A 19,911-nucleotide genomic window follows, 5' to 3' on the forward strand; every position below is an offset into this window, starting at 1 on the left:
TCACCCCCGGCCCGCCGCCGGCAGGTCGGGGTGGAGGGTCCGGAAGAGGTGGAACCACCGGGCGGCGAAGGCCTCCTGGCCGAAGCGCTCGTCCACCCCTGCGCACCCCTGGCTGAGGCGGCGCGCCAGGTCCGGGTCCTGCAGGACCTGCACCGTCCGGGCGGCCAGCCCCTCGATGTCGCCGTCCGGGACGAGGAACCCGTTGACCCCGTGGTCGACGATGTCGGCCGGGCCGTAGCGGATGTCGTAGCTGACGATCGGGCACGCCTGGCGCAGCGCCTCGACGAAGACCATGGGCGCGCCCTCGAAGAGGCTCGACTGCAGGCACAGGGTGGCCCGGCGGTACTCCCGCCCCGGCTGCTGGGTGAACCCCTCGAGGGTCACCGAACCGCCCACCCCGAGCTCGTCGACGAGCTGCTGCAGCTCGGCCCGGCGGACGCCCTCGCCGAAGATCTGGAGGCGGGCGTCGGGCACCTGCTCCAGCACCCGGGCGAAGGCGCGGATGCCGTGGTCGGTGCGCTTCTGCCCCGCCAGCCGGCCCATCATGATGACCAACCGTGGGTCGCGCTCCACGTCGACGTGCGTGGCCGTCCCGGGTGCCGCGTGCGGCATCACCCAGAAGGTGTCGCGCCGGCCGAGCAGCGCCTCGGCGTCGGCGCGCTGGCTGTCGGTGAGGAAGACCATCGCGTCCACCGCGTCGAGGTGCCGGAAGAGTCGGCGGAAGGACCCGCGCAGGTCGTCCGTCGGGCTGGAGGCCGTGCGCAGGTGGGAGTTGTGCGCCACGACGCACGTGCGCACGTGGTCGCGGCGGTAGCCGAACACGTCGCGGTCCACCTGACGCGCCTCGACCGCGAGCACGGTGGGCCGACCCGCGGTGAGCTCGTCCAGGGCCCGGTGGACCACCGGGGTCAGCGACCCCTCGTGGGTGGCCTCCACCTCACCCGCCTCGTCGAAGAGGGTCACCGAGACCTCCCGGGGCCGCCCCCGGGCGCCGTGTGGTGGGGCGAGGGTCAGGGCATACATCGACGCGCCGCTGCGGCGGTGGAAGACCTGCTCCACCGGCGTGGTCACGTCCGGTTCCCACCGCAGCGTGCGACGCAGCCGGCCCGTGTCGTCGTACTCCTCGCGGCGCACCCGTCGCCCGTCGGCGTCGTAGGAGTCCACGTGCTCCAGCGCCCCGTCCCGGAAGCGGCGCACCTCCCGGTTGACGCCGCCCTCGCGCAGGACGAGGGCACGGCCGTGGCGGACCCACCCCCGGGCCTCCAGGTCGGCCGGGGTCTCCCGGGTGGGAGGGGGCGGCTGGACCGGCTCCGTGCCGTCCGGGTAGGCGTCCATGAGCCAGCGGATCTCCACGCCCTCGGCGAGCTGGCCCCGGCGGCGCATGCCCTCGACGGCCCGCGGCAGCGTGTGCGCGTGGTTGCGCACCAGGACGACGGAGCGGACGCCGCCCTGCTCGTAGAGGGTGCGGCACTTGGCGAGGATGGAGGCGGTGCGGCCCCCGAACTCCATGGGTATGCCCTCCACCAGGACGACGTGCAGGACGTCCGGCGGCGGCGACAGCTCGGGGACCGGGTCGCGACGCCTGACGGGCGGCTCCGACGTGGGCTCCGGGGCCGTCGCGTGGTCAGGGGCGCGGTCACCGGGCCGCAGCGAGCGCCGCACCCGGTCGAGGACGCGGCGCGGCGTGGATCTCGGTGTTCCTGCCATCAGCAGGCATACTCGCATGAGTCCATCACGAGGAGGTTACCGAGAGTGCGCGTCATCACCTACGGCACCTACGACCTGTTCCACGAGGGTCACCGGCGGCTCCTGGAGCGCGCCAAGGCGCTCGGCGACTACCTCATCGTCGGCGTGACCACGGAGAACTACGACGACGCCCGCGGCAAGCTCAACGTCCAGCAGAGCCTGATGACGCGCATCAAGAACGTCGAGGACAGCGGGCTCGCGGACAAGATCATCATCGAGGAGTACGAGGGCCAGAAGGTCCAGGACATCCAGAAGCACCAGGTGGACGTCTTCGCCATCGGGTCCGACTGGCTCGGCCGCTTCGACTACCTCAACGACTACTGCGACGTCGTCTACCTCGAGCGGACCAAGGGCGTGTCGAGCACGCAGCTGCGCAACGAGGCCGGCGTCATCAAGCTCGGGGTCGTGGGGGCCGGCCGCATCGCCCACCGCTTCGTGCAGGAGGCGCGCTTCGTCAGCGGGATCAGTGTCGAGGGCGTGCACAACCGCACCCACAGCGCGGCCGAGGCGTTCGCCGCCCAGCACGAGCTGAACCAGGCCTTCGAGGACTACGACGCCCTGCTCGAGGCGGTGGACGCGGTGTACGTCGCCACCCCGCACGACACGCACGCCGACCTCACCCGGCGCGCGCTCGACGCGGGGGTCCACGTCCTCTGCGAGAAGCCGATGACCCTGTCACGGGCGGACACCGAGGAGCTCTTCGCACGGGCGCGCGAGCGTGGGCTGGTGCTGGTGGAGGCGATCAAGACGGCCTTCGCGCCCGGCTTCCAGCGGATGGTGGCCCTGGCCCGCAGCGGGGCCATCGGCCAGGTCCGCTCGGTCGACGCCACCTTCACCAAGCTGGTCAACGAGGGGCGTGAGCTGCAGGCCCCGGCCGGCGGCAGCATCTCCGAGCTCGCCAGCTACCCCCTGGTGGCGGTGGTCAAGCTGCTGGGCACGGAGGTCATCGACGTCCGGACCACGTCGCTGCGCCCGGAGGGCTCGGCCGTCGAGGTCTACTCCAAGATCGACCTGACCTTCCGGCACGGGGAGGCCACCGCGCGGACGGGCCTGGGGGTCAAGGCCGAGGGTGACCTCGTGGTGGCGGGCAGCGCCGGCTACCTCTACGTCCCCGCACCCTGGTGGAAGACGGAGTACTTCGAGGCCCGCTTCGAGGACAGCCGGGAGAACAAGAAGTACTACTACAAGTTCGACGGGGACGGCCTGCGCTACGAGCTCGCGGAGTTCGCCTGGCTCATCCGCAACGAGACGGCCGAGTCCTACAAGCTGCGGGCCGCCGAGTCCGTCGCGATCGCCGACATCATCGAGCGGGGGCGGGCGGACGCCCGGGTGATCGTCTGATGACCTCCGCCCCGCCGCCGCAGCGCCCCTCCTCGGTGCCGGGCGGCGCGCTGGTGCGGTCCGCCGTCCGCGACGCCCGCTTCCACCTCACCCGGCGGGCGCGACGGGTGCTGCGCCGCGGGCTCGTGGCCGCGCGCAGCTCGGACCACGCCGTGCTCCAGCGGGCCTACGTGCTGGGCCGGCAGACCGCCCGCACCGCCCTCAACACGGTCACCGACCGACAGGTCGGCTGGGTGGCGACCCTCTGGTCGGCACGCTGGCTCGACGGCACGACCTACGAGCTCACCGGGTGGGCCTACGAGCGCGGCTACGGGCACGAGCGGCCCCCGCGCGTCGAGGTCGAGCTGCGGCGGGGTTCCTCGACGACGGTCCGGGCCCGGGTGGAGCCGGTCACCGAGATGGAGATCAACGGCCTGGCCCGCCGCGCCGAGTTCGACTACGCCAACACGGCCTTCGTCGCGCGGTTCGACCTCGCGCCCCTCCTGGCCGGCACCGACCCCCGACCCTGGCGGGTGCACCTGCGGGTCACGGGAGCGGACGGCAGGTCCTCCTCCGGCACGCTGAAGACGCGTCACCGCTCGGGGTCCGCCCGGGTGCTCGGCGTGCGCACCTTCCCCGACGGGGTCCAGCTCGTCCCGCGCTGGGTCCGGCGCCGCGGGCTGTCGGTCGAGCGCCGCCTGCCGGTCGCGACCGCCGACGAGGTGGAGGTCGTGGGCAGGGAGGTACGGGCCCGGGTCGAGCTGCGAGGAGTCCGCGCGGCCCGGGCGGAGCTGGTGTCGCGCGATGCCCGTCGCCCCATGACGGTCGAGCCGGTCGACGGCGCCCCGGGCGCCGTCCGGGTCCGCGCGCAGGTGCCCGAGACGTGGACCACGACGTGGCTGGAGAGCGACCTCCTGGGGTCGGACACCGACGAGACCGCGGCACAGGGCACCCAGGAGACCGGTGCGGACGAGGGCCTGGAGGAGGTGTCCGCGGAGCAGTCGGCCCTGACGCCCCCGGCGCCGCAGGGGGACGAGCACGAGGGGCAGCGCCGGGTCGCGCAGACCTACCGGCTCGTCGTCGTCGACGAGCAGGGCGCCGAGCACGTGGCCGCCACGCCGCTGGACCAGTCCGACCCCGTGCAGGACCCCGGCTCCGGACTGCTGGCCTACTCCGGCGACGGCGGCAGCCTGCTCGTCGGGGAGACCGTCTCCCAGCTCGTGGTGACCGACGCGAGGCTGGACACCGGCCCGGGTCCCCGGCTGCTCTTCCACGGGACCTGGGGCGGGCCGGGGGACCAGCTGTCGCTCAGCCTGGTCGGTCGCCGGCAGACGCTGGCCGCGCACCTCGACCTCCGGCCCGACGGCACCTGGTCGGCCTGGGCCGACCTGCGCCAGGGCCAGTGGGGCGGGCCCGCGCAGCTGCCCCGCACGGGCAGCTACGTGCTGCGCGCGGTGGACCCCACCGGGGGGACGGTGCGGGTCATGGCGTCCCCGTCCCTGGTCGCACGGACCCCGGAGAAGCTGGACCTCACCGAGGCCCGCCTGCGCTGGGAGACGGGCCGCGGTCGCTCCCTGCGGCTGCGGGTGGGGTTGACCCGCGCTCCCGACGAGCTCGGCTCGTTCCACCAGCGGCGCATGGACGCGGCATACCTGCGCGGTCCCCACGAGCCGCAGCAGTCGGTCTACCTGGAGTCGTTCTACGGCCGGCTCGCCACCTGCAACCCGTTCGCGATCGACGCGGTGATCGCGCGGGAGCACCCGGACTGGGTGCGCTACTGGGGCGTCACCGACCTGTCGGTGCCCGTGCCCGAGGGCGCGGTCGCAGTGGTGGAGGGCACGCAGGCGTGGTTCGACGCACGGGCGAGGTCGCGCTACGTCGTCGTCAACGACTGGCTGCGCAGCCGGTTCGTCCCGCAGCCGTTCCAGACGGTCCTGCAGACCTGGCACGGCTCCATGTTCAAGCGGATCGGCCTCGACCGGCCGACCGCGGGCGCCTCCACCCGGGCCGCGCTCCTGGTGGAGCGGGCCAAGTGGGACGTCCTGCTCAGCCAGAACCACCACAGCACGCAGATCTTCCGCAGCGCCTACGCCTGGGAGGGCACCTTCTACGAGGAGGGCTACCCGCGCAACGACGCGCTCGTCGACGGGTCGGGGGAGCACGTCCGCGAGCGGCTGGGCATCCGCCCGGACCAGAAGGCGGTCCTCTACGCACCGACCTGGCGTGACAACGCGGCCGGCATGGTGCTCTTCCTCGACCTGGAGCGGCTCACCTCCCGGCTCGGTGACGACTACGTCGTGCTGCTGCGCGGCCACTCCCGGACCGTCGGGCACGGTCGCAGCGTCGAGCTGCCCGGCGTCGTCGACGTCACCACCTACCCCAGCATCACCGAGCTCTTCCTCGCCGCCGACGCGATGATCACCGACTACTCCTCGGTGATGTTCGACTACTCGGTCACCCGCAGGCCCATGATCTTCTACGTGCCCGACCTGGACGAGTACCGCGACGACGTGCGCGGGGTCTACTTCGACCTCGCCGAGCAGGCCCCCGGCCCGGTGGTGAGCACGCAGGACGCCGTGGTCGAGGCCATCCGGGCGATGGACGACACCGACCGCTACGCCCGGCGCTACGACTCCTGGGTCGAGCGGTTCAACCACCTCGACGACGGGCACAGCGCCGAGCGGGTCGTGCGGCGTCTCTTCGCCCAGGGCTGACGGCCCCGGCTCAGAGCAGGGCCGCGAGCGTCCCCACGAGCGAGCGGGGTCGTCGGACCGGTCGCCGGGCCGCGCGCGGACCCCGTTCCGGCGCCGCGCGGCGGTCGGCGCGCAGGCGCTGCGTCGGTCGCCAGGCCAGCTCGTCCACCGCCGCGGCCACCGCCTCCTCGCCCGCGCTGTCGGGCAGGACGGTCTCCGTCGGCCCCGGCTGCGGCAGCGGCGCTCTCCCGGCGACGAGCAGGAGGCAGGGCAGGGACCGCTGGGCGCACCACGCACGGTCCTCCTGCTGCGCGGGCCAGCGGACGACCCGCACGGGAACCCACCCAGTGGTCATGACCGTTCCTTTCCGTCTCGACGTGCCGACACGGTCAGTCTGCCCCGGCGGACGAGGCCCCGAGCGCCAGATCGGCCCCGATCGGCAAGGGTTCACGGCACGTTCACGCGCGCGTCCCCGGCCCGTCGCGCGGACGCCCCCGCACAGGCCGACGGGCCGCCCCCCGGTGGGAGCGGCCCGTCGTGCGGTGCGAGATCAGCCGTCGCTGCCCGGCGTGGTGCCGAGGTCCTCCATGTCCATCACCTGGTCGGACGCGGGAGCCTCGATCTCCTGCGGCTCGCCCCAGTTGTCCATCATCATCTCCGCGGTCATGCCCTCGAGCTCGAAGCTCAGCTGACGCATGAGGTTGTCGTCGTCCAGCCAGACGTCGTAGGTGACCAGCTCGTCGCCGACCGCCTGGGTCATCGCCGCCGCGTCCTCGCCGCCGGCCTCCGCGATCGCCTGCGGGTCGACGGTGACCTGGTAGTGACCCATCTCGGTGCCGTCGACGTCCTCGTCGCCGAGGAAGACGACCTGCTGGGCGCCCTCCTCCCACGCCTCCCACTGGGTGGAGACGTCGATGTCCTCCATCGCCGCGGCCTGGCCGAGGACGTCCTCGCCGGCCTGCATGTACATCCCCTCCGGGGTGACGCCCGGCATGGCGAGGTAGAGCTGGCCGTCGGTGGTGATCATCTCCAGCTCCCCCATCTCCGGCATCGTCATCATCATCTGCATGGCGGCCTCGTCCCCGCTGAGGTCCACCGCGCCGTCGGCCTGGATGCTCTGCCCGTCGGCCTGCATGTCCATGGTGAGCGTGTAGCTGGACAGCGTCTCCTCCCCGGGCTCCTGCAGCATCGCCAGGAACTCCTCGACCGGGATCTCCTCGCCCTCGGCGGCCGCGCCACCGGAGTCCTCCTCCTCGGACGCCTGCGCGGTGTCCTCGTCGGTGGCCTGCTCCTCGTCGGCCTGCGTGCTCTCGCTCTCCTGGGTCGCGGCCTCGGTGGGCTCCGCGCCGCCCCCGTCGGAGTCCCCGCCGCACCCGGTGAGCCCAAGGCCCAGGATCCCTGCGCTGACGACCGCGCCGAGGCGCATCCTCGTGGTGCTCATGTCTGTGTGCCCTTCCCTGCGGTGCCGGCCCGACGGCCGTCGTGGTGCAACCATCGTGGCACAACGCACCTGTCGGTTCTGCCCAGCCTGCGGTGCTGTGGTCGAATGGGTCGTCTGACACCTTCCCTCCAGCAGAACGCAGGAACCACCACGTGACCGGCAACGCCACCTTCCGGCACCGCGACACCGCCGTGCTGTCCGTCACCGCTGTCGACGCCCCGGTCGTCAAGACCTCGGCCGAGTTCGACGAGGTGATCGGCGACTCCTACACCCGCAACGGGCTGCGCCCGGGCATGCTGGCCAAGCTGGCCGGGATCTCCGAACGACGGTGGTGGCGTGAGGACCAGACCTTCGTCGACGGCGCCGTGCAGGCCGCGCAGGAGGCGCTCGCCGAGGCGGGGGTCGACGCCGGCCGGGTCGGTCTGCTCATCAACACCTCCGTCAGCCGGGAGCACCTCGAGCCCTCGATCGCCGTGTCGATCCACCAGGCGCTCGGGCTCCCCACGGCCTGCCTGAACTTCGACCTCACCAACGCCTGCCTCGGCTTCGTCAACGGTATGCAGCTCGCTGCCACGATGATCGACGCCGGCCAGATCGACTACGCCCTCGTCGTGTGCGGCGAGGGGTCGCGCACCCCGCAGGAGCGCACCCTGGAGCGGCTCTCCGGCGAGGACGCCACGGCGCAGGACATCGTCAGCCAGTTCGCCACCCTCACGCTGGGCTCGGGCGCGGCCGCGATGCTGCTCGGACGGGCCAGCGAGCACCCCGAGGGCCACCGCGTGGTCGGCGGCGTGACCCGGGCGGCCACCGAGCACCACGAGCTGTGCATCGGGGACTTCACCGAGATGCGGACCGACGCGCAGGGCCTGCTCGTGGCCGGCATGGGGCTGGCCAAGGAGCTCTGGGCGGACGCCGCGCAGGAGTTCGACTGGAGCGACATGGACCGCTACATCGTCCACCAGGTCTCCCAGGTGCACACGAGCAAGACGGCGGAGTCGCTGGGTCTGGACCAGTCCCGCATCCCGCTGACCTTCCCGACCTACGGCAACGTCGGCCCGGCCGCGGTGGCGATCACCCTCGCGAAGGAGACCGGCTCGCTGGAGCGCGGCGACCGCGTCCTCATGATGGGGATCGGCTCCGGGCTCAACATGACCTGTCTCGAGCTCGACTGGTGAGCTGAGCGACACCGCTGTGCCCGCCCCTGCCCCCACCCCCCGCCAGTCCGTCCACGACCCCGCGCGCCGGTCGGCGCACGAAGAGGTGGGGCTGCCGCCGAGCAGCTTCCCGGGCCTGGACCGCGCCTGGTCCCGGGTGGTCCTCGCCGCCGACGCCGACGGGCTGACACGTCGCTGGCACCTGCTCGACAACGGCCCCCGGCTGGAGGCGGCCGGCGTCCCGGTGCGCGGCACCGTGCTCGCGGTGCACGGCAACCCCACCTGGTCCTACCTCTGGCGCCGCGTGCTCGAGCAGGCGCCCCCCGGGTGGCGGGTGGTGGCGGTCGACCAGCTCGGGATGGGCTGGTCCGAGCGACCGGGGCGCCCCCGGACGCTGGCCCAGCGGGTGGACGACCTCGCCGGCCTCACCGACGTCCTCGGGCTGGAGGGGCCCGTCGTCGCCCTCGCGCACGACTGGGGCGGCCCGGTCGCCCTGGGCTGGGCGCTGGCGCACCGCGAGCTGCTGGCCGCGGTGGTGCTCACCAACACCGCCGTCCACCAACCGGTCGAGCACGCCGCGCCGGCGGTCATCCGGCTCGCCCGGGCCCCGATGCTGCTCGCGCGCGTGTGCCGCACGACGCCGGCCTTCGTGCGGGCGACCACCGCACTGTCCCGGCCCGCGCTGCCCCGCGGGGTCCGGGACGCCTTCGCGGCGCCCTACGCGAGCGCCCACCGCCGGGACGCCGTCGCGGACTTCGTGCGCGACATACCCTTCGAGGAGCACCACCCCAGCCGACCCGCCCTCGACCAGATCGCCGAGGGCGTCCGCGGGCTCGACGTGCCCGCCCTGCTCGTCTGGGGCCCCCGCGACCCGGTGTTCTCCCAGCGCTACCTCGAGGACCTGCTGGGTCGCCTCCCGCAGGCTGACGTCCACGTCTGCCCCGCCGCCTCCCACCTGGTGCTGGAGGACAGCCCCGAGGCGGTCGGGGTCGTCTGGGACTGGGTGCAGCAGCGCGTCCCGGGCGAGGCGAGCGCCCCGGAGGGGCAGGGCGGGCCCGCACCGGCGGCGGAGCGCGTGCACCACGTGGCGACCGTCCCGGTGGCCGTGGACGTCAGCCGCCCGGACGAGACGGCGGTCGTGGAGCTCGGGGCCTCCCGGGAGCGGCGGGTCAGCTTCGGCGAGCTGGGCGGTCGGGTGGAGGCCCTCGCCCGCGGTCTCGCCGCCCGCGGCGTGCGGCCGGGTGACCGGGTGGCCGTGCTCGTCCCGCCCGGGATCGACCTGACCACCATCGTGTATGCCGTGTGGCGCCTCGGCGCCGTCGTCGTCATCGCCGACGCCGGTCTCGGTCTGGGCCGGCTGGGCGCGGCGCTGCGGGGAGCCGGCCCCCGGCACGTCATCGGGATCGCCCCGGCCCTCGCGCTCACCGCGCTGACCCGGGTGCCCGGTCGGCGGATCCGGGTGGACCGCTCCGGGTCGACGCTGGCCGACCTGGCCGCCGAGGGGCTCCGCCAGGACGCCCCGCTGCCGGAGGGTCTGGACGAGGACGCCGACGGCGCGGTCCTGTTCACCTCCGGCGCCACCGGTCCACCCAAGGGCGTGGTCTACACCCGGCGCGGCCTCGGCGCCCAGGTGGCGCTGCTGCGCGACACCTTCGGCTTCGGGCCCGGCGAGCGCTTCGTGGCGGCCTTCGCCCCGTTCGCGCTCTACGGCCCGGCGCTCGGCCTGACCAGCGCCGTGCCGGACATGGACGTCACCGCCCCGCACACCCTCACCGCCGAGGCGCTTGCGCAGGCCGTCGAGGCGGTCGGGGCGACCATGGTCTTCGCCGCGCCCGCGGCGCTGCGCAACGTCGTCGCGACCGCCGGGTCGCTCACCGCCCACCAGCGCGAGGTCCTCGCCGGCCCGAGGCTGGTGCTCTCCGCGGGTGCCCCGGTGCCGGCCGCGCTGCTGCACGAGGTGCGCGCCGTCCTCCCCGGCGCGCAGACGCAGACGCCCTACGGCATGACCGAGGCGCTCCCGGTCGCCACCCACGACCCGACCTCCTCGGGCGGGGGCCCGGTCGGCGAGGAGCCGGGGGCCGGGGTCTGCGTCGGGCGCCCGGTGCCGGGCGTGGAGGTCGGTGTCGCGACCCTGGACCCCCTGGGGACGCCGGCCGAGGACCTGCAGACCTCCCCCGGGGCGGTCGGGGAGATCGTGGTGCGGGGCCCGCACGTCAAGGACCGCTACGACCGACGCTGGGGCGCGCAGCGGCGCAGCGCCCGTCCCGCGGGCTGGCACCGGACCGGTGACGTGGGGCGGCTGGACGACCAGGGCCGGCTCTGGGTCGAGGGCCGGCTGGCGCACGTCGTCACGACGGCGGCCGGGCCGGTGACGCCCTACCCGGTCGAGGACCGCGTGCGGGGGCTGGACGGGATCGCCGACGTGGCCGCGGTGGGCGTGGGCCCCGTCGGGACCCAGCTCGTGGTCCTGGTGCTCGTGCCCACCCGCAGGGGCGGTGCGCTGGCTCGCGCGACCGGTGCGCCCCGGCGGAGCCGCGCCCTGGCGGCGCCGGAGCTGGCCGCCCGGGTGCGGGCCGCGGCCGGGGTGCCGGTGGCCGCCGTGCTCGTCCGGGACTGGCTCCCGGTGGACGTCCGGCATGCCAGCAAGGTGGACCGCACCGCCCTGGCGCGGTGGGCCGAGGCCGTCCTGCACGGCGGTCGGCAGCGCCACCGCGGCGGGGCGCCCCGCACGAGGAGCCGCCGATGAGCGGGCGGGTGCTCGTCACCGGGGCGAGCGGCATGCTCGGGGGTGCCGTGGCCGACCTGCTCGCCGACCGCGGATGGGACGTGACCGTCATGCAGCGCCGGCCGTCCGGCGGGCGGCACCGCGAGCTGCTGGGCGACATCCGCGACGCCGACGCCGTGCACCGCGCGGTGACCGGCCAGGACGCGGTGGTGCACCTGGCCGCCAAGGTCGACGTGGTCGGTCCGTGGCGCGACTTCGTGGACATCAACGTGCGGGGGACCCGCCGGGTCATCGAGGCCCTGCGGGCCCAGGGGGGCGGCCGGCTGGTGCAGGTCAGCTCGCCCTCGGTGGCCCACACCGGCCGGTCCCTCGCCGGGGCCGGGGCGGGGCCGGCCACGCCGATGCGGGCGCGCGGCCACTACGCCCGCACCAAGGCCGCCGCCGAGCTGTTCGCGCTCGAGGCCGACTCCGAGGAGCTGCGGACCACGGCGGTCCGCCCGCACCTCGTGTGGGGACCCGGCGACACCCAGCTCGTCGGCCGCATCGCCGAGCGCGCCCGCCAGGGACGGCTGGCGCTGGTGGGCGCGGGCACGGCGCTGGTGGACACCACCTACGTCGACAACGCCGCCGCGGCGCTGGTCGCCGCCCTGGAGCGCATCGAGGTCGCGCACGGCCGGGCCCTCGTGGTGACCAACGGCGAGCCGCGCCCCATCGGCGAGCTGGTCGGCGACATCTGCCGGGCGGTGGGAGCCCCCGCCCCGCGCCTGCACCTGCCCACGCCGCTCGCCTGGGGGCTGGGGGCCGCCGTGGAGGGGGCGACGGCGCTGTCCGAGCGGGTCCCCGGCCTGCCGACCATCACCCAGCCGCCGATGACCCGCTTCCTGGCCGAGCAGCTGTCCACGGCGCACTGGTTCGACCAGCGGCACACCCGGGACGTCCTGGGCTGGCGGCCGTCCGTGACCATCGACGAGGGCCTCACCCGCCTCTGAGCAGCGCGCGGCTGCAGCGGCAGCCGTCCGTGACCATCGACGAGGGCCTCACCCGCCTCTGAGCAGCACGCGGCTGCAGCGGTCCTGTCGCCCCGTCGGCCGTGATCGGGGCACGACCGGTGCACTCGACGGCAACCACTCACGGCGCTCGGTGGGACGTGCGCGGCTCCGGCAGCGTCTCGGCCCGCACCTCTCCCCCGACGGCGCCGCAGCGCTCACCTAGACTCACGGCATACCGCTCACGTCAAGGAGGACACCATGGCCGAGGCCGTCATCGTCGCCGCCGCCCGCACCCCCATCGGCCGCGCGTTCAAGGGGTCGCTGACCACCGTGCGGCCCGACGACCTGGCCGCGGGGGTGATCCGCGCGGCCCTGGAGCAGGTGCCCGGGCTCGACCCGACGACGGTGGACGACCTCTACCTCGGGTGCGCCGAGCCGTGGGGCGAGCACGGCTTCAACATGGCCCGGGTCGTGAGTGTGCTGCTCGGGCTCGACACGGTGCCCGGCTCCACGGTGAACCGCTTCTGCGCCAGCTCGGTGCAGACGACCCGCCAGGCGATGCACGCCATCAAGGCCGGCGAGGGCGACGTCTTCGTCAGCGCCGGGGTGGAGTGCGTCTCCCGGTATGCCGACTTCTCCGGCGCGGGGGGCGGCAAGGAGTCCTGGCGCAACCCGCTGTTCGCGGACGCGGTGGCGCGCACCGAGGCGATGGCCGCCTCCAACGACACCTGGACCGACCCGCGCGAGGACGGCCTGCTGCCGGACGCCTACATCGCCATGGGCCAGACCGCCGAGAACGTCGCCACCTCCCTCGGCATCGCTCGCGAGCGCCAGGACGAGTGGGGGGTGCGCAGCCAGAACCGCGCCGAGCAGGCCATCGCTGACGGCGTCTTCGCCCGCGAGATCGCCCCGGTCACCCTGGCCGACGGCACCGTCGTCAGCACCGACGACGGGCCGCGCCCCGGGGTGACCCTGGAGAAGGTCAGCCAGCTGCAGCCGGTCTTCCGCGAGGGCGGCACCGTCACCGCGGGCAACTGCTGCCCGCTCAACGACGGGGCCGCGGCGCTGGTCGTCATGAGCGACACCCGCGCCGCCGAGCTCGGGCTGACGCCGCTGGCCCGGGTCGTCTCCACCGGGGTGTCGGCCCTGTCCCCCGAGATCATGGGGCTGGGCCCGGTCGAGGCCTCGCGGCAGGCGCTGGCGCGGGCTGGCATGAGCATCTCGGACATGGACCTCTACGAGATCAACGAGGCCTTCGCGGTCCAGGTGCTCGGCTCGGCCGACGCCCTCGGCATGGACGAGGACAGGCTCAACGTCCACGGCGGCGCCATCGCCCTCGGGCACCCCTTCGGCTCGACCGGCGCCCGCATCTCCACCACCCTCATCAACGCCCTGCAGACCCGCGACGGCCAGTTCGGCCTGGAGACCATGTGCGTCGGCGGTGGCCAGGGCATGGCGATGGTCCTCGAGCGCCTCTCCTGACGGTCTGACCCGACCTCCTCGCCGCCTGAGCAGAGAAAGGTCGCCCAGGCAGTAGCTGCAACCCTCGAGTCAGGCATCTTTCTCTGCTCAGGTTGTGTCGGGGCGCGGGTCGGGCGACGTCGGGGCGCGGGTCGGGCGACGTCGGGGCGCGGGTCGGGCGACGTCGGGGCGCGGATCGGGCGGCGTCGGGGCGCGGATCGGGCGGCGTCGGGGCGAGGGATGCGACGTCGGGGGCGGGTATGCGGCGTGCGCGCACGTCCACGTCGTGCGGCGTTGAGCGCCGCCGTAGCGGTACCCTGACGCCGATCTGTCCGTTCCCCACCCCCCTGAGGTGACCCCATGGCTGCTGGTCTGGCTGCCCTGCTCGACGACATCGCGGCGCTCGCCCGCATCGCGGCCGCGTCCGTCGACGACATCGGTGGCGCCGCCGGTCGCGCCGGGGCCAAGGCCGCGGGCGTCATCGTCGACGACGCGGCGGTGACCCCGCGCTACGTCACCGGCGTGGACCCCAGCCGCGAGCTGCCGATGATCAGGACGATCGCCATCGGCTCGCTGCGCAACAAGCTGCTCTTCATCGTCCCGGCGATCCTGCTGCTCAGCATCTTCGTGCCGTGGCTGCTCACCCCAATCCTCATGCTCGGCGGGTGCTACCTGTCCTACGAGGGTGCGCACAAGGTGCTGGAGTGGCTGGGCGTCGGGCACGACGCGTCCCACGACGCCCCGGCGGTGGAGCGGGGCCCCGAGGCGGAGAAGAAGGTCACCTCCGGCGCGATCCGGACCGACTTCATCCTGTCCGCCGAGATCATGGTCATCGCGCTCAACGAGGTGAGCGAGGAGCCGCTGCTCAGCCGCGCGATCATCCTCGTCGTGGTGGCGCTCGGGATCACCGCGCTCATCTACGGCGCGGTCGCGCTCATCGTCAAGATGGACGACATCGGGCTGGGCCTGGCCCAGCGCGAGGGCGAGGGCGCCCAGCGGTTCGGCCGCGGCCTGGTCGCCGCCATGCCGATCGTGCTGCGCACGCTGACGATCGTCGGCGTCGTGGCCATGCTGTGGGTGGGCGGGCACATCCTGCTCGTCGGCATGGACGACCTCGGCTTCCACCCGATCTACGAGTTCGTCCACCACGCCGAGGAGGTCGTCGCCGGCCTCGTGCCCGCCATCGCCGGCGTCCTCGCCTGGTTGACCAACACCTTCTTCTCGGCCGTCCTCGGCCTCGCCGTGGGCCTGGCCCTCGTCGGGGTCGTCTCGCTGCTGCCGATCGGCAAGAAGCACGACGACCACGCCGGGGCCGAGGCGCACTGAGCCGCCGACCGGCAGCCTCGGTCAGGGCAGGCTGCGGCGCAGGGCGGTGAGCCGACCCGCGAGGTCGGCCTCGGGCAGGCCGGCCTGCCGCCAGTCGTAGACCATGACCCGCAGCTGGTCCACGACCACCCCCGGGCCGAGGTCGGGCACCCCCGCCCGCTCCTCGCCCGTGCGGTCGGCCACCGCGTCGGCGAGGGCCTGCACCACCTCACGCACCCCCGGGTATGCCGTGCCCGCCCGGTCCAGGGGGAGCTGCTGCCAGCGGCGGACGACCCGCTCGGTCTCCGTGTCGACGACAGCGGACGGCCCGCCGGCAGACGAGCTGCCGGCGGGCCGCACACCGCTCACGTCGCGTGGGGTGCTCAGTCGCTGCTCTGCAGGATCGCGAAGAGCCGCAGGAACTCGATGTAGAGCCAGACCAGGCTGGCGATGAGGCCGTGGCCGAGCAGCCAGGAGTACTTCTCCGGGGCCCCGCCACCGACCGCGCGGTCGATGGAGTCGAAGTCGACGGCGAGGCTGTAGGACGCCAGGGCCACACCGGCGAGGGCGATGAGCCAGCCGAACTGGGAGCCGTAGATGCCCCAGCCGTCACCGAAGCCCAGGAACGAGGCGCCGATGTTGACGAGCAGGAACACCATGTAGCCCATGGCGACCATGCCGAAGATGCGCCGCGACTTGCTCGTCACCTTGATGAAGCCGGCCTTCCAGCCGATGAACATGCCGGCGAAGGTCGCCAGGGTCGCGACCACGGCGGTCGTCACGACACCCTCGTAGAGGGCGTTGAAGGTCACGCTGACGGCGCCGAGGAACAACCCCTGCAGCACGGCGTGCACCACGATGAGACCGACGTTGATCTTCTTGCTGAAGCCGATGGCGAAGCTCAGGCCGAGCGAGCCGAACATCCCGACCAGCCAGATCGGCAGCGCGATCTCGGGCCGGGGTCCGACGTACATCCAGGTCGCGGCGGCCACGGCGACCACGATGCCGAAGAGCATGAGCGACTTGACGACCACGTCGTCCAGCGTGAGCCGGCCGGTCTGTGCCGGCCCGGCGGGCGGCTGGTCGTAGAGGTCGCGCAGCTGCTGGTCGGACATGCTCTCGCTGGGGCCGGGCTGGTAGCCGGCGGGGAACGTGGGCTGACCCTGCGGCGGGGCGTAGCCCTGCTGGGCGGAGCCACCCTGCTGGCTGCCGAAACCGGCATACCCGCCCTGGGCGGCCTCCCTGTCGATGCGGTTGAAGACCGGGTTGACGGCCATGGATCCTCCAAGTTGGTCGGCACCGAGGTCGTGCGACCCCGATGTCTGGTGTCACCAGGATAAACGTGCGAGTCCACCGGGGGATTCCGGTCCACGGGGTGATCCTGGTGCGCGTCGGTGGGGCGGGCTATCCTGACCTGCGCCCCACGACGAGGAGATGCATGTCGCACCGCACCGGCCCGGCCGCGCTGACCGGCGTCCTGGCCCTGGCCCTGAGCACCGGCCTGGTCGCCGCGCCCGTCTCCGCCGCGCCCTCCGTGCCCGCCGCGCAGGTCAGCGCCGCCCCGCTGGGCGCCCAGCCGCTCGGCGACGCGGCGTACCCGCGCCAGGAGCCGCTGCCCGAGCCGCCGGTGGAGGAGACGGACGCCGCTCTCAAGCCGGGGCTGACGGCATACCACGACATCGCGCGACGGCTCAACGCCGCGATGGAGGGCTCGGACCGCGTCTCCGCGGAGGTCCTCACGCAGACGGCCGGGGGCCGTCAGGTCTACCTCGTCACCCTGACCGCCAAGGAGAACGCCAACCAGGCGCGGCGCCAGGCCGCCTACCGCGACCTCATCACCGAGGACCCCGCCGCGGCCGCGCGGGACCGGCGGCTGGCGCAGCAGTACAAGACGCCGGTCTTCGTCAACGCCAACATCCACGGCAACGAGTTCGAGGGCACCGACGCCGCGCTGCGGCTCGTGGAGGACTACGCCACGAGCAACGACGCCTCGGTCAAGCAGCTGCTCAAGCGCTCCCGCATCCACCTCGTCATCTCGGCGAACCCCGACGGTCGGCACGACAACACCCGTCGCAACGCCGCCGGCTTCGACCTCAACCGCGACTTCGTCACCGCCACCCAGCCCGAGACCGTCGCCGTCCGCGACGCCCTGCTCCACACCCAGCCGCTGCTCATGCTGGACCTGCACGGCTACGTCAACGGCACCCTCGTCGAGCCCACGACGCCGCCGCACGGGGAGAACTACGAGTACGACCTCTTCATCAAGCACGCCTACCCCAACGGGCTGGGGATGGAGGAGGCCGTCAACGGGCTCGGCTACGACGAGGGCGACGGCGTGCGTCCGGTCCAGGTGCCGCTGCGCGACTGGGACGAGGGCTGGGACGACTGGCCGCCGATCTTCACCCCCCAGTACGCCGCGCTGCACGGCGCGGTCGCGCACACCATCGAGATCCCGCTGCGGGTCAACAACGCGTCGTACGACCTGCCCGCGGAGGAGCTGCGGCGGCGTTCCGCGATCAACACCGACATCGCCCACGCGGCCATCACCGGGACCCTGGAGTATGCCGCGGCGCACCGCGACGAGCTCCTCGCCGACCACATCGAGATCTTCCGGCGCGGCGAGGCCGGCGAGCCGCAGACGCCGGTCGAGGAGGGCCTGTTCGACGGCGTGATCGGGCCCGAGGACGTCTACACCACCTCCTACCCGCGGGCCTACGTCATCCCGGTGGGCGACGGGCAGCGCTCCGCCCCGGCCGCGGCCCGGCTCGTGGACTTCCTCGTCGCCAACGACGTCGAGGTGACCCGGCTCGAGCAGGACCGGCTCCTCGCCGGGCGGTCCTACCCCGCCGGCAGCTACGTCGTGGACCTGCACCAGGCCAAGCGCGGCATGGCCAACACCATCCTCGGCCGCGGCACCGACATCTCGGACCGGGTCGACGCGATGTACGACATCTCCGGGTGGAGCCACGCCCTGCTCTGGGGCGCCGACGTCGACACCGTGCCCGACGGCGACCCGCTGCGCATCGCGGGCGAGCTGGTCGAGGGCGCCGACCCCACCGGGTCGCTCGCGGACAGCAGCTCGGGCTGGCTGCTGCCGATGCAGGACCCGGCCGACGTGCAGGCCGCCAGCCTGCTGCTCGAGCAGGGCGTGCCGGTCGAGCTGCTCGCCGACGGCTCGGTGCTGGTCCCCGCCGACTACCCCTGGGCGGCGAGCAACGTCGTCGAGACCTTCGGCGTCGAGCTGGCCGCCGCCCCCGCGGGGGCGTCCGGGGGGACGCTGGAGGCCTCCGACCGCGCCGTCGGGGTGTCCGGGAGCGCCGAGGAGCGCTGGGCGCTCACCGAGATGGGCCTGGACGTCCGCGAGGTCAGCACCGCCGCGCTCAACGACGGGCTGGACCTGTCCGACCTGGACGCGCTCTACGTCTCCACCGGGCTCGACTGGGCCGACCTGTCCGACGACGCGCGCACCGAGGTGCGGGACTTCCTCGCCGACGGCGGGGGCATCGTGGGACGGGGCGTGGCCGGCGCCCGCCTCAACGACGCCGTGGACCTCGTCGAGGCCACCGCCGTGCGGGGTCGCAGCGACGCCAACGGCGTCGTCGGCGTCGACAACGACGCGGACAGCCCGGTCGCGGCGGCGGCCACCCCGGAGACCTTCGTCTACTCCCCCGTGTGGTTCACCGAGCTCGGCGACGACGTCCGGGTCGACCAGCGCCTGGACGAGGACCCCCTGGTCAGCGGGCACTGGCGGGCCACGTCGGCGGGCGAGGGCGGCCCCGAGGACGCCGCCGGGCAGGCGGTCGTCGTCAGCGCCGAGGCGGACGGCTCGCGCGGGGTGCTCTTCGGCACCGAGCCGCTCTTCCGGGCCCACCCGAAGGGGCAGTTCGCCCTCGTCGCCCGGGCGCTGCTCTGGGTGGGGTCGGACGCCCGGTAGGCCCGGCCCCCGTAGCCCAATCGGCAGAGGCAGCCCACTTAAAATGGGTTCAGTGCGGGTTCGAGTCCCGCCGGGGGCACCCAGGACGGGCGGCGGTGCAGGGTCCGGCCGGCGTGTCGTCGGCCCAGGCGTCCACGTGCACGCCTGAGCCGCTCGCGCCGGGCGTGTCGTCGGCCCAGGCGTTCACGTGCACGGCTGAGCCGCTAGCGCCGGGCGTGTCGTCGGCCCAGGCGTTCACGTGCACGGCTCAGCCGGTGGGCCGGGCAGGATGGGGGGTATGCCGCAGCGCCCCACCCCCGGCCCCGTCACCTCGGCCGCCGACGAGCCGCACCCGCTCACCGGGCAGGTGTTCCCCTCCCCCGTGCCGCCGGGGACGGGTTGGCCGCAGGACCCGGCGCCGGCCGGCACGCGGCCGGCCCGCAGCGAGGGTGGGGTGCGCAGGCAGGCGGCCGGCTCGCCCGACCTCGCGACCCTCGACGCGCGGGTGAGCGTCTGCTCGGCCTGCCCGCGGCTGGTGCGCTGGCGCGAGGACGTCGCGAGCACCCGGCGGGCCGCCTACGCCGACCAGCCGTACTGGGGGCGGCCGGCCCCCGGCTACGGCGACCCCGCCCCCGAGATCCTCGTGGTCGGTCTCGCTCCCGCCGCCCACGGGGCCAACCGGACCGGGCGCATCTTCACCGGCGACCGCTCCGGCGACTGGATCTACGCCGCTCTCCACCGCGCCGGCTACGCCTCCCAGGCGTCCTCCACGCACGCCGGGGACGGCCTGACCCTGCGGTCGGTGCGCATCACCGCAGCCGTCCACTGCGCGCCCCCCGGGAACGCCCCGACGGCGGCCGAGCGGCATACCTGCGGGGCGTGGCTGGAGCGGGAGCTGGCCCTGGTGGAGCCCACGCTGCGCTCGGTGCTCGCGCTGGGCGGCATCGGCTGGGACGCCTTCCTGGCCGGGGCGCGGTCCGCCGGCTGGCAGGTGCCCCGGCCTCGGCCCCGCTTCGGCCACGGGGCGGAGGCGAGTCTGCGGAGCCCGACGGGGCGGCCGGTGCGGCTCCTGGGCAGCTACCACGTCAGCCAGCAGAACACCTTCACCGGCCGGCTCACCGAGGCCATGCTGGACGAGGTCCTCGCCCGGCTCTGAGCCGTGCG

At 74.2% G+C, this 19,911-nt stretch carries 14 protein-coding genes and 1 tRNA gene; 10 read left to right on the forward strand and 5 right to left on the reverse strand.

Annotated features, from left to right (window positions below; genetic code table 11):
• The gene (locus tag AVL62_RS06645) at nt 1-1,707 is read right to left on the reverse strand and encodes a glycosyltransferase (protein ID WP_153011700.1); all 1,707 of its coding nucleotides are present in this window, start codon (nt 1,705-1,707) and stop codon (nt 1-3) included.
• A 45-nt stretch (nt 1,708-1,752) separates the two neighbouring features.
• On the opposite strand from AVL62_RS06645, the gene AVL62_RS06650 reads away from it, so the two are divergent.
• Nucleotides 1,753-3,087, forward strand: coding sequence for a Gfo/Idh/MocA family oxidoreductase (locus AVL62_RS06650; protein ID WP_058890855.1), 1,335 nt, complete (start codon nt 1,753-1,755; stop codon nt 3,085-3,087).
• Entirely contained in the window at nt 3,087-5,780 is a 2,694-nt protein-coding gene (locus AVL62_RS06655; protein ID WP_058890856.1) for a CDP-glycerol glycerophosphotransferase family protein, read from the forward strand. Before AVL62_RS06650 ends, AVL62_RS06655 begins: the two co-directional genes overlap by 1 nt.
• Nucleotides 5,781-5,790: 10 nt before the next feature.
• On the opposite strand, the gene AVL62_RS06660 is transcribed toward AVL62_RS06655, so the two are convergent.
• Together AVL62_RS06660 and AVL62_RS06665 are read right to left on the reverse strand one after the other, a co-directional pair.
• Nucleotides 5,791-6,114, reverse strand: coding sequence for a hypothetical protein (locus tag AVL62_RS06660; protein WP_153011701.1), 324 nt, complete (start codon nt 6,112-6,114; stop codon nt 5,791-5,793).
• 195 nt (nt 6,115-6,309) lie between these two features.
• Entirely contained in the window at nt 6,310-7,200 is an 891-nt protein-coding gene (locus tag AVL62_RS06665) for a hypothetical protein (RefSeq protein ID WP_153011702.1), read from the reverse strand.
• 152 nt (nt 7,201-7,352) lie between these two features.
• Between AVL62_RS06665 and AVL62_RS06670 the strand changes: the two genes are divergently transcribed.
• The 5 genes from AVL62_RS06670 (at nt 7,353) to AVL62_RS06690 (ending at nt 14,855) form a co-directional block, all read left to right on the forward strand.
• Nucleotides 7,353-8,375: a 3-oxoacyl-ACP synthase III gene (locus tag AVL62_RS06670; protein ID WP_058890859.1), complete on the forward strand. Its 1,023-nt coding sequence runs from the start codon at nt 7,353-7,355 to the stop codon at nt 8,373-8,375.
• Nucleotides 8,376-8,391: 16 nt separating this feature from the next.
• A complete protein-coding gene (locus tag AVL62_RS06675) occupies nt 8,392-11,100 on the forward strand; it encodes an alpha/beta fold hydrolase (protein WP_083518757.1) in 2,709 nt (902 codons plus the stop codon).
• Nucleotides 11,097-12,068, forward strand: coding sequence for an NAD-dependent epimerase/dehydratase family protein (locus AVL62_RS06680; protein ID WP_058890861.1), 972 nt, complete (start codon nt 11,097-11,099; stop codon nt 12,066-12,068). The genes AVL62_RS06675 and AVL62_RS06680 overlap by 4 nt, the downstream gene beginning before the upstream one ends.
• 258 nt (nt 12,069-12,326) lie before the next feature.
• Nucleotides 12,327-13,550: an acetyl-CoA C-acetyltransferase gene (locus tag AVL62_RS06685; RefSeq protein ID WP_058890862.1), complete on the forward strand. Its 1,224-nt coding sequence runs from the start codon at nt 12,327-12,329 to the stop codon at nt 13,548-13,550.
• A 339-nt stretch (nt 13,551-13,889) separates the two neighbouring features.
• Nucleotides 13,890-14,855, forward strand: coding sequence for a DUF808 domain-containing protein (locus tag AVL62_RS06690; RefSeq protein ID WP_058890863.1), 966 nt, complete (start codon nt 13,890-13,892; stop codon nt 14,853-14,855).
• Between the two features lie 21 nt (nt 14,856-14,876).
• Here AVL62_RS06690 and AVL62_RS06695 read toward each other — a convergent pair whose 3' ends face one another.
• Together AVL62_RS06695 and AVL62_RS06700 are read right to left on the reverse strand one after the other, a co-directional pair.
• A complete protein-coding gene (locus AVL62_RS06695; RefSeq protein WP_201023218.1) occupies nt 14,877-15,203 on the reverse strand; it encodes a hypothetical protein in 327 nt (108 codons plus the stop codon).
• Between the two features lie 14 nt (nt 15,204-15,217).
• The gene (locus tag AVL62_RS06700) at nt 15,218-16,111 is read right to left on the reverse strand and encodes a Bax inhibitor-1/YccA family membrane protein (protein ID WP_058890864.1); all 894 of its coding nucleotides are present in this window, start codon (nt 16,109-16,111) and stop codon (nt 15,218-15,220) included.
• Between the two features lie 161 nt (nt 16,112-16,272).
• Between AVL62_RS06700 and AVL62_RS06705 the strand changes: the two genes are divergently transcribed.
• The 3 genes from AVL62_RS06705 to AVL62_RS06715 all read left to right on the forward strand — a co-directional run bounded on the left by AVL62_RS06705 (nt 16,273) and on the right by AVL62_RS06715 (nt 19,903).
• Nucleotides 16,273-18,768 (forward strand): M14 family zinc carboxypeptidase, encoded by a 2,496-nt coding sequence (locus AVL62_RS06705; protein WP_058890865.1) that lies wholly within the window; start codon nt 16,273-16,275, stop codon nt 18,766-18,768.
• 5 nt (nt 18,769-18,773) lie between these two features.
• Nucleotides 18,774-18,847: transfer RNA gene (locus tag AVL62_RS06710), tRNA-Leu, on the forward strand.
• A gap of 198 nt (nt 18,848-19,045) precedes the next feature.
• Nucleotides 19,046-19,903 (forward strand): uracil-DNA glycosylase, encoded by an 858-nt coding sequence (locus AVL62_RS06715; RefSeq protein ID WP_058890866.1) that lies wholly within the window; start codon nt 19,046-19,048, stop codon nt 19,901-19,903.
• Nucleotides 19,904-19,911: the final 8 nt, after the last annotated feature.

This window comes from Serinicoccus chungangensis (assembly GCF_001483745.1).
GTDB classification, from domain to species: Bacteria; Actinomycetota; Actinomycetes; order Actinomycetales; family Dermatophilaceae; genus Ornithinicoccus; species Ornithinicoccus chungangensis_A.

Excerpts from the sequence above, each read along its gene's own strand:
- AVL62_RS06645 (WP_153011700.1), bottom strand. The coding sequence starts at position 1,707 with ATGGCAGGAACACCGAGATCCACGCCGCGCCGCGTCCTCGACCGGGTG.
- AVL62_RS06655 (WP_058890856.1), top strand. The coding sequence starts at position 3,087 with ATGACCTCCGCCCCGCCGCCGCAGCGCCCCTCCTCGGTGCCGGGCGGC.
- AVL62_RS06660 (WP_153011701.1), bottom strand. The coding sequence starts at position 6,114 with ATGACCACTGGGTGGGTTCCCGTGCGGGTCGTCCGCTGGCCCGCGCAG.
- AVL62_RS06665 (WP_153011702.1), bottom strand. The coding sequence starts at position 7,200 with ATGAGCACCACGAGGATGCGCCTCGGCGCGGTCGTCAGCGCAGGGATC.
- AVL62_RS06680 (WP_058890861.1), top strand. The coding sequence starts at position 11,097 with ATGAGCGGGCGGGTGCTCGTCACCGGGGCGAGCGGCATGCTCGGGGGT.
- AVL62_RS06685 (WP_058890862.1), top strand. The coding sequence starts at position 12,327 with ATGGCCGAGGCCGTCATCGTCGCCGCCGCCCGCACCCCCATCGGCCGC.
- AVL62_RS06690 (WP_058890863.1), top strand. The coding sequence starts at position 13,890 with ATGGCTGCTGGTCTGGCTGCCCTGCTCGACGACATCGCGGCGCTCGCC.
- AVL62_RS06700 (WP_058890864.1), bottom strand. The coding sequence starts at position 16,111 with ATGGCCGTCAACCCGGTCTTCAACCGCATCGACAGGGAGGCCGCCCAG.
- AVL62_RS06705 (WP_058890865.1), top strand. The coding sequence starts at position 16,273 with ATGTCGCACCGCACCGGCCCGGCCGCGCTGACCGGCGTCCTGGCCCTG.
- AVL62_RS06715 (WP_058890866.1), top strand. The coding sequence starts at position 19,046 with ATGCCGCAGCGCCCCACCCCCGGCCCCGTCACCTCGGCCGCCGACGAG.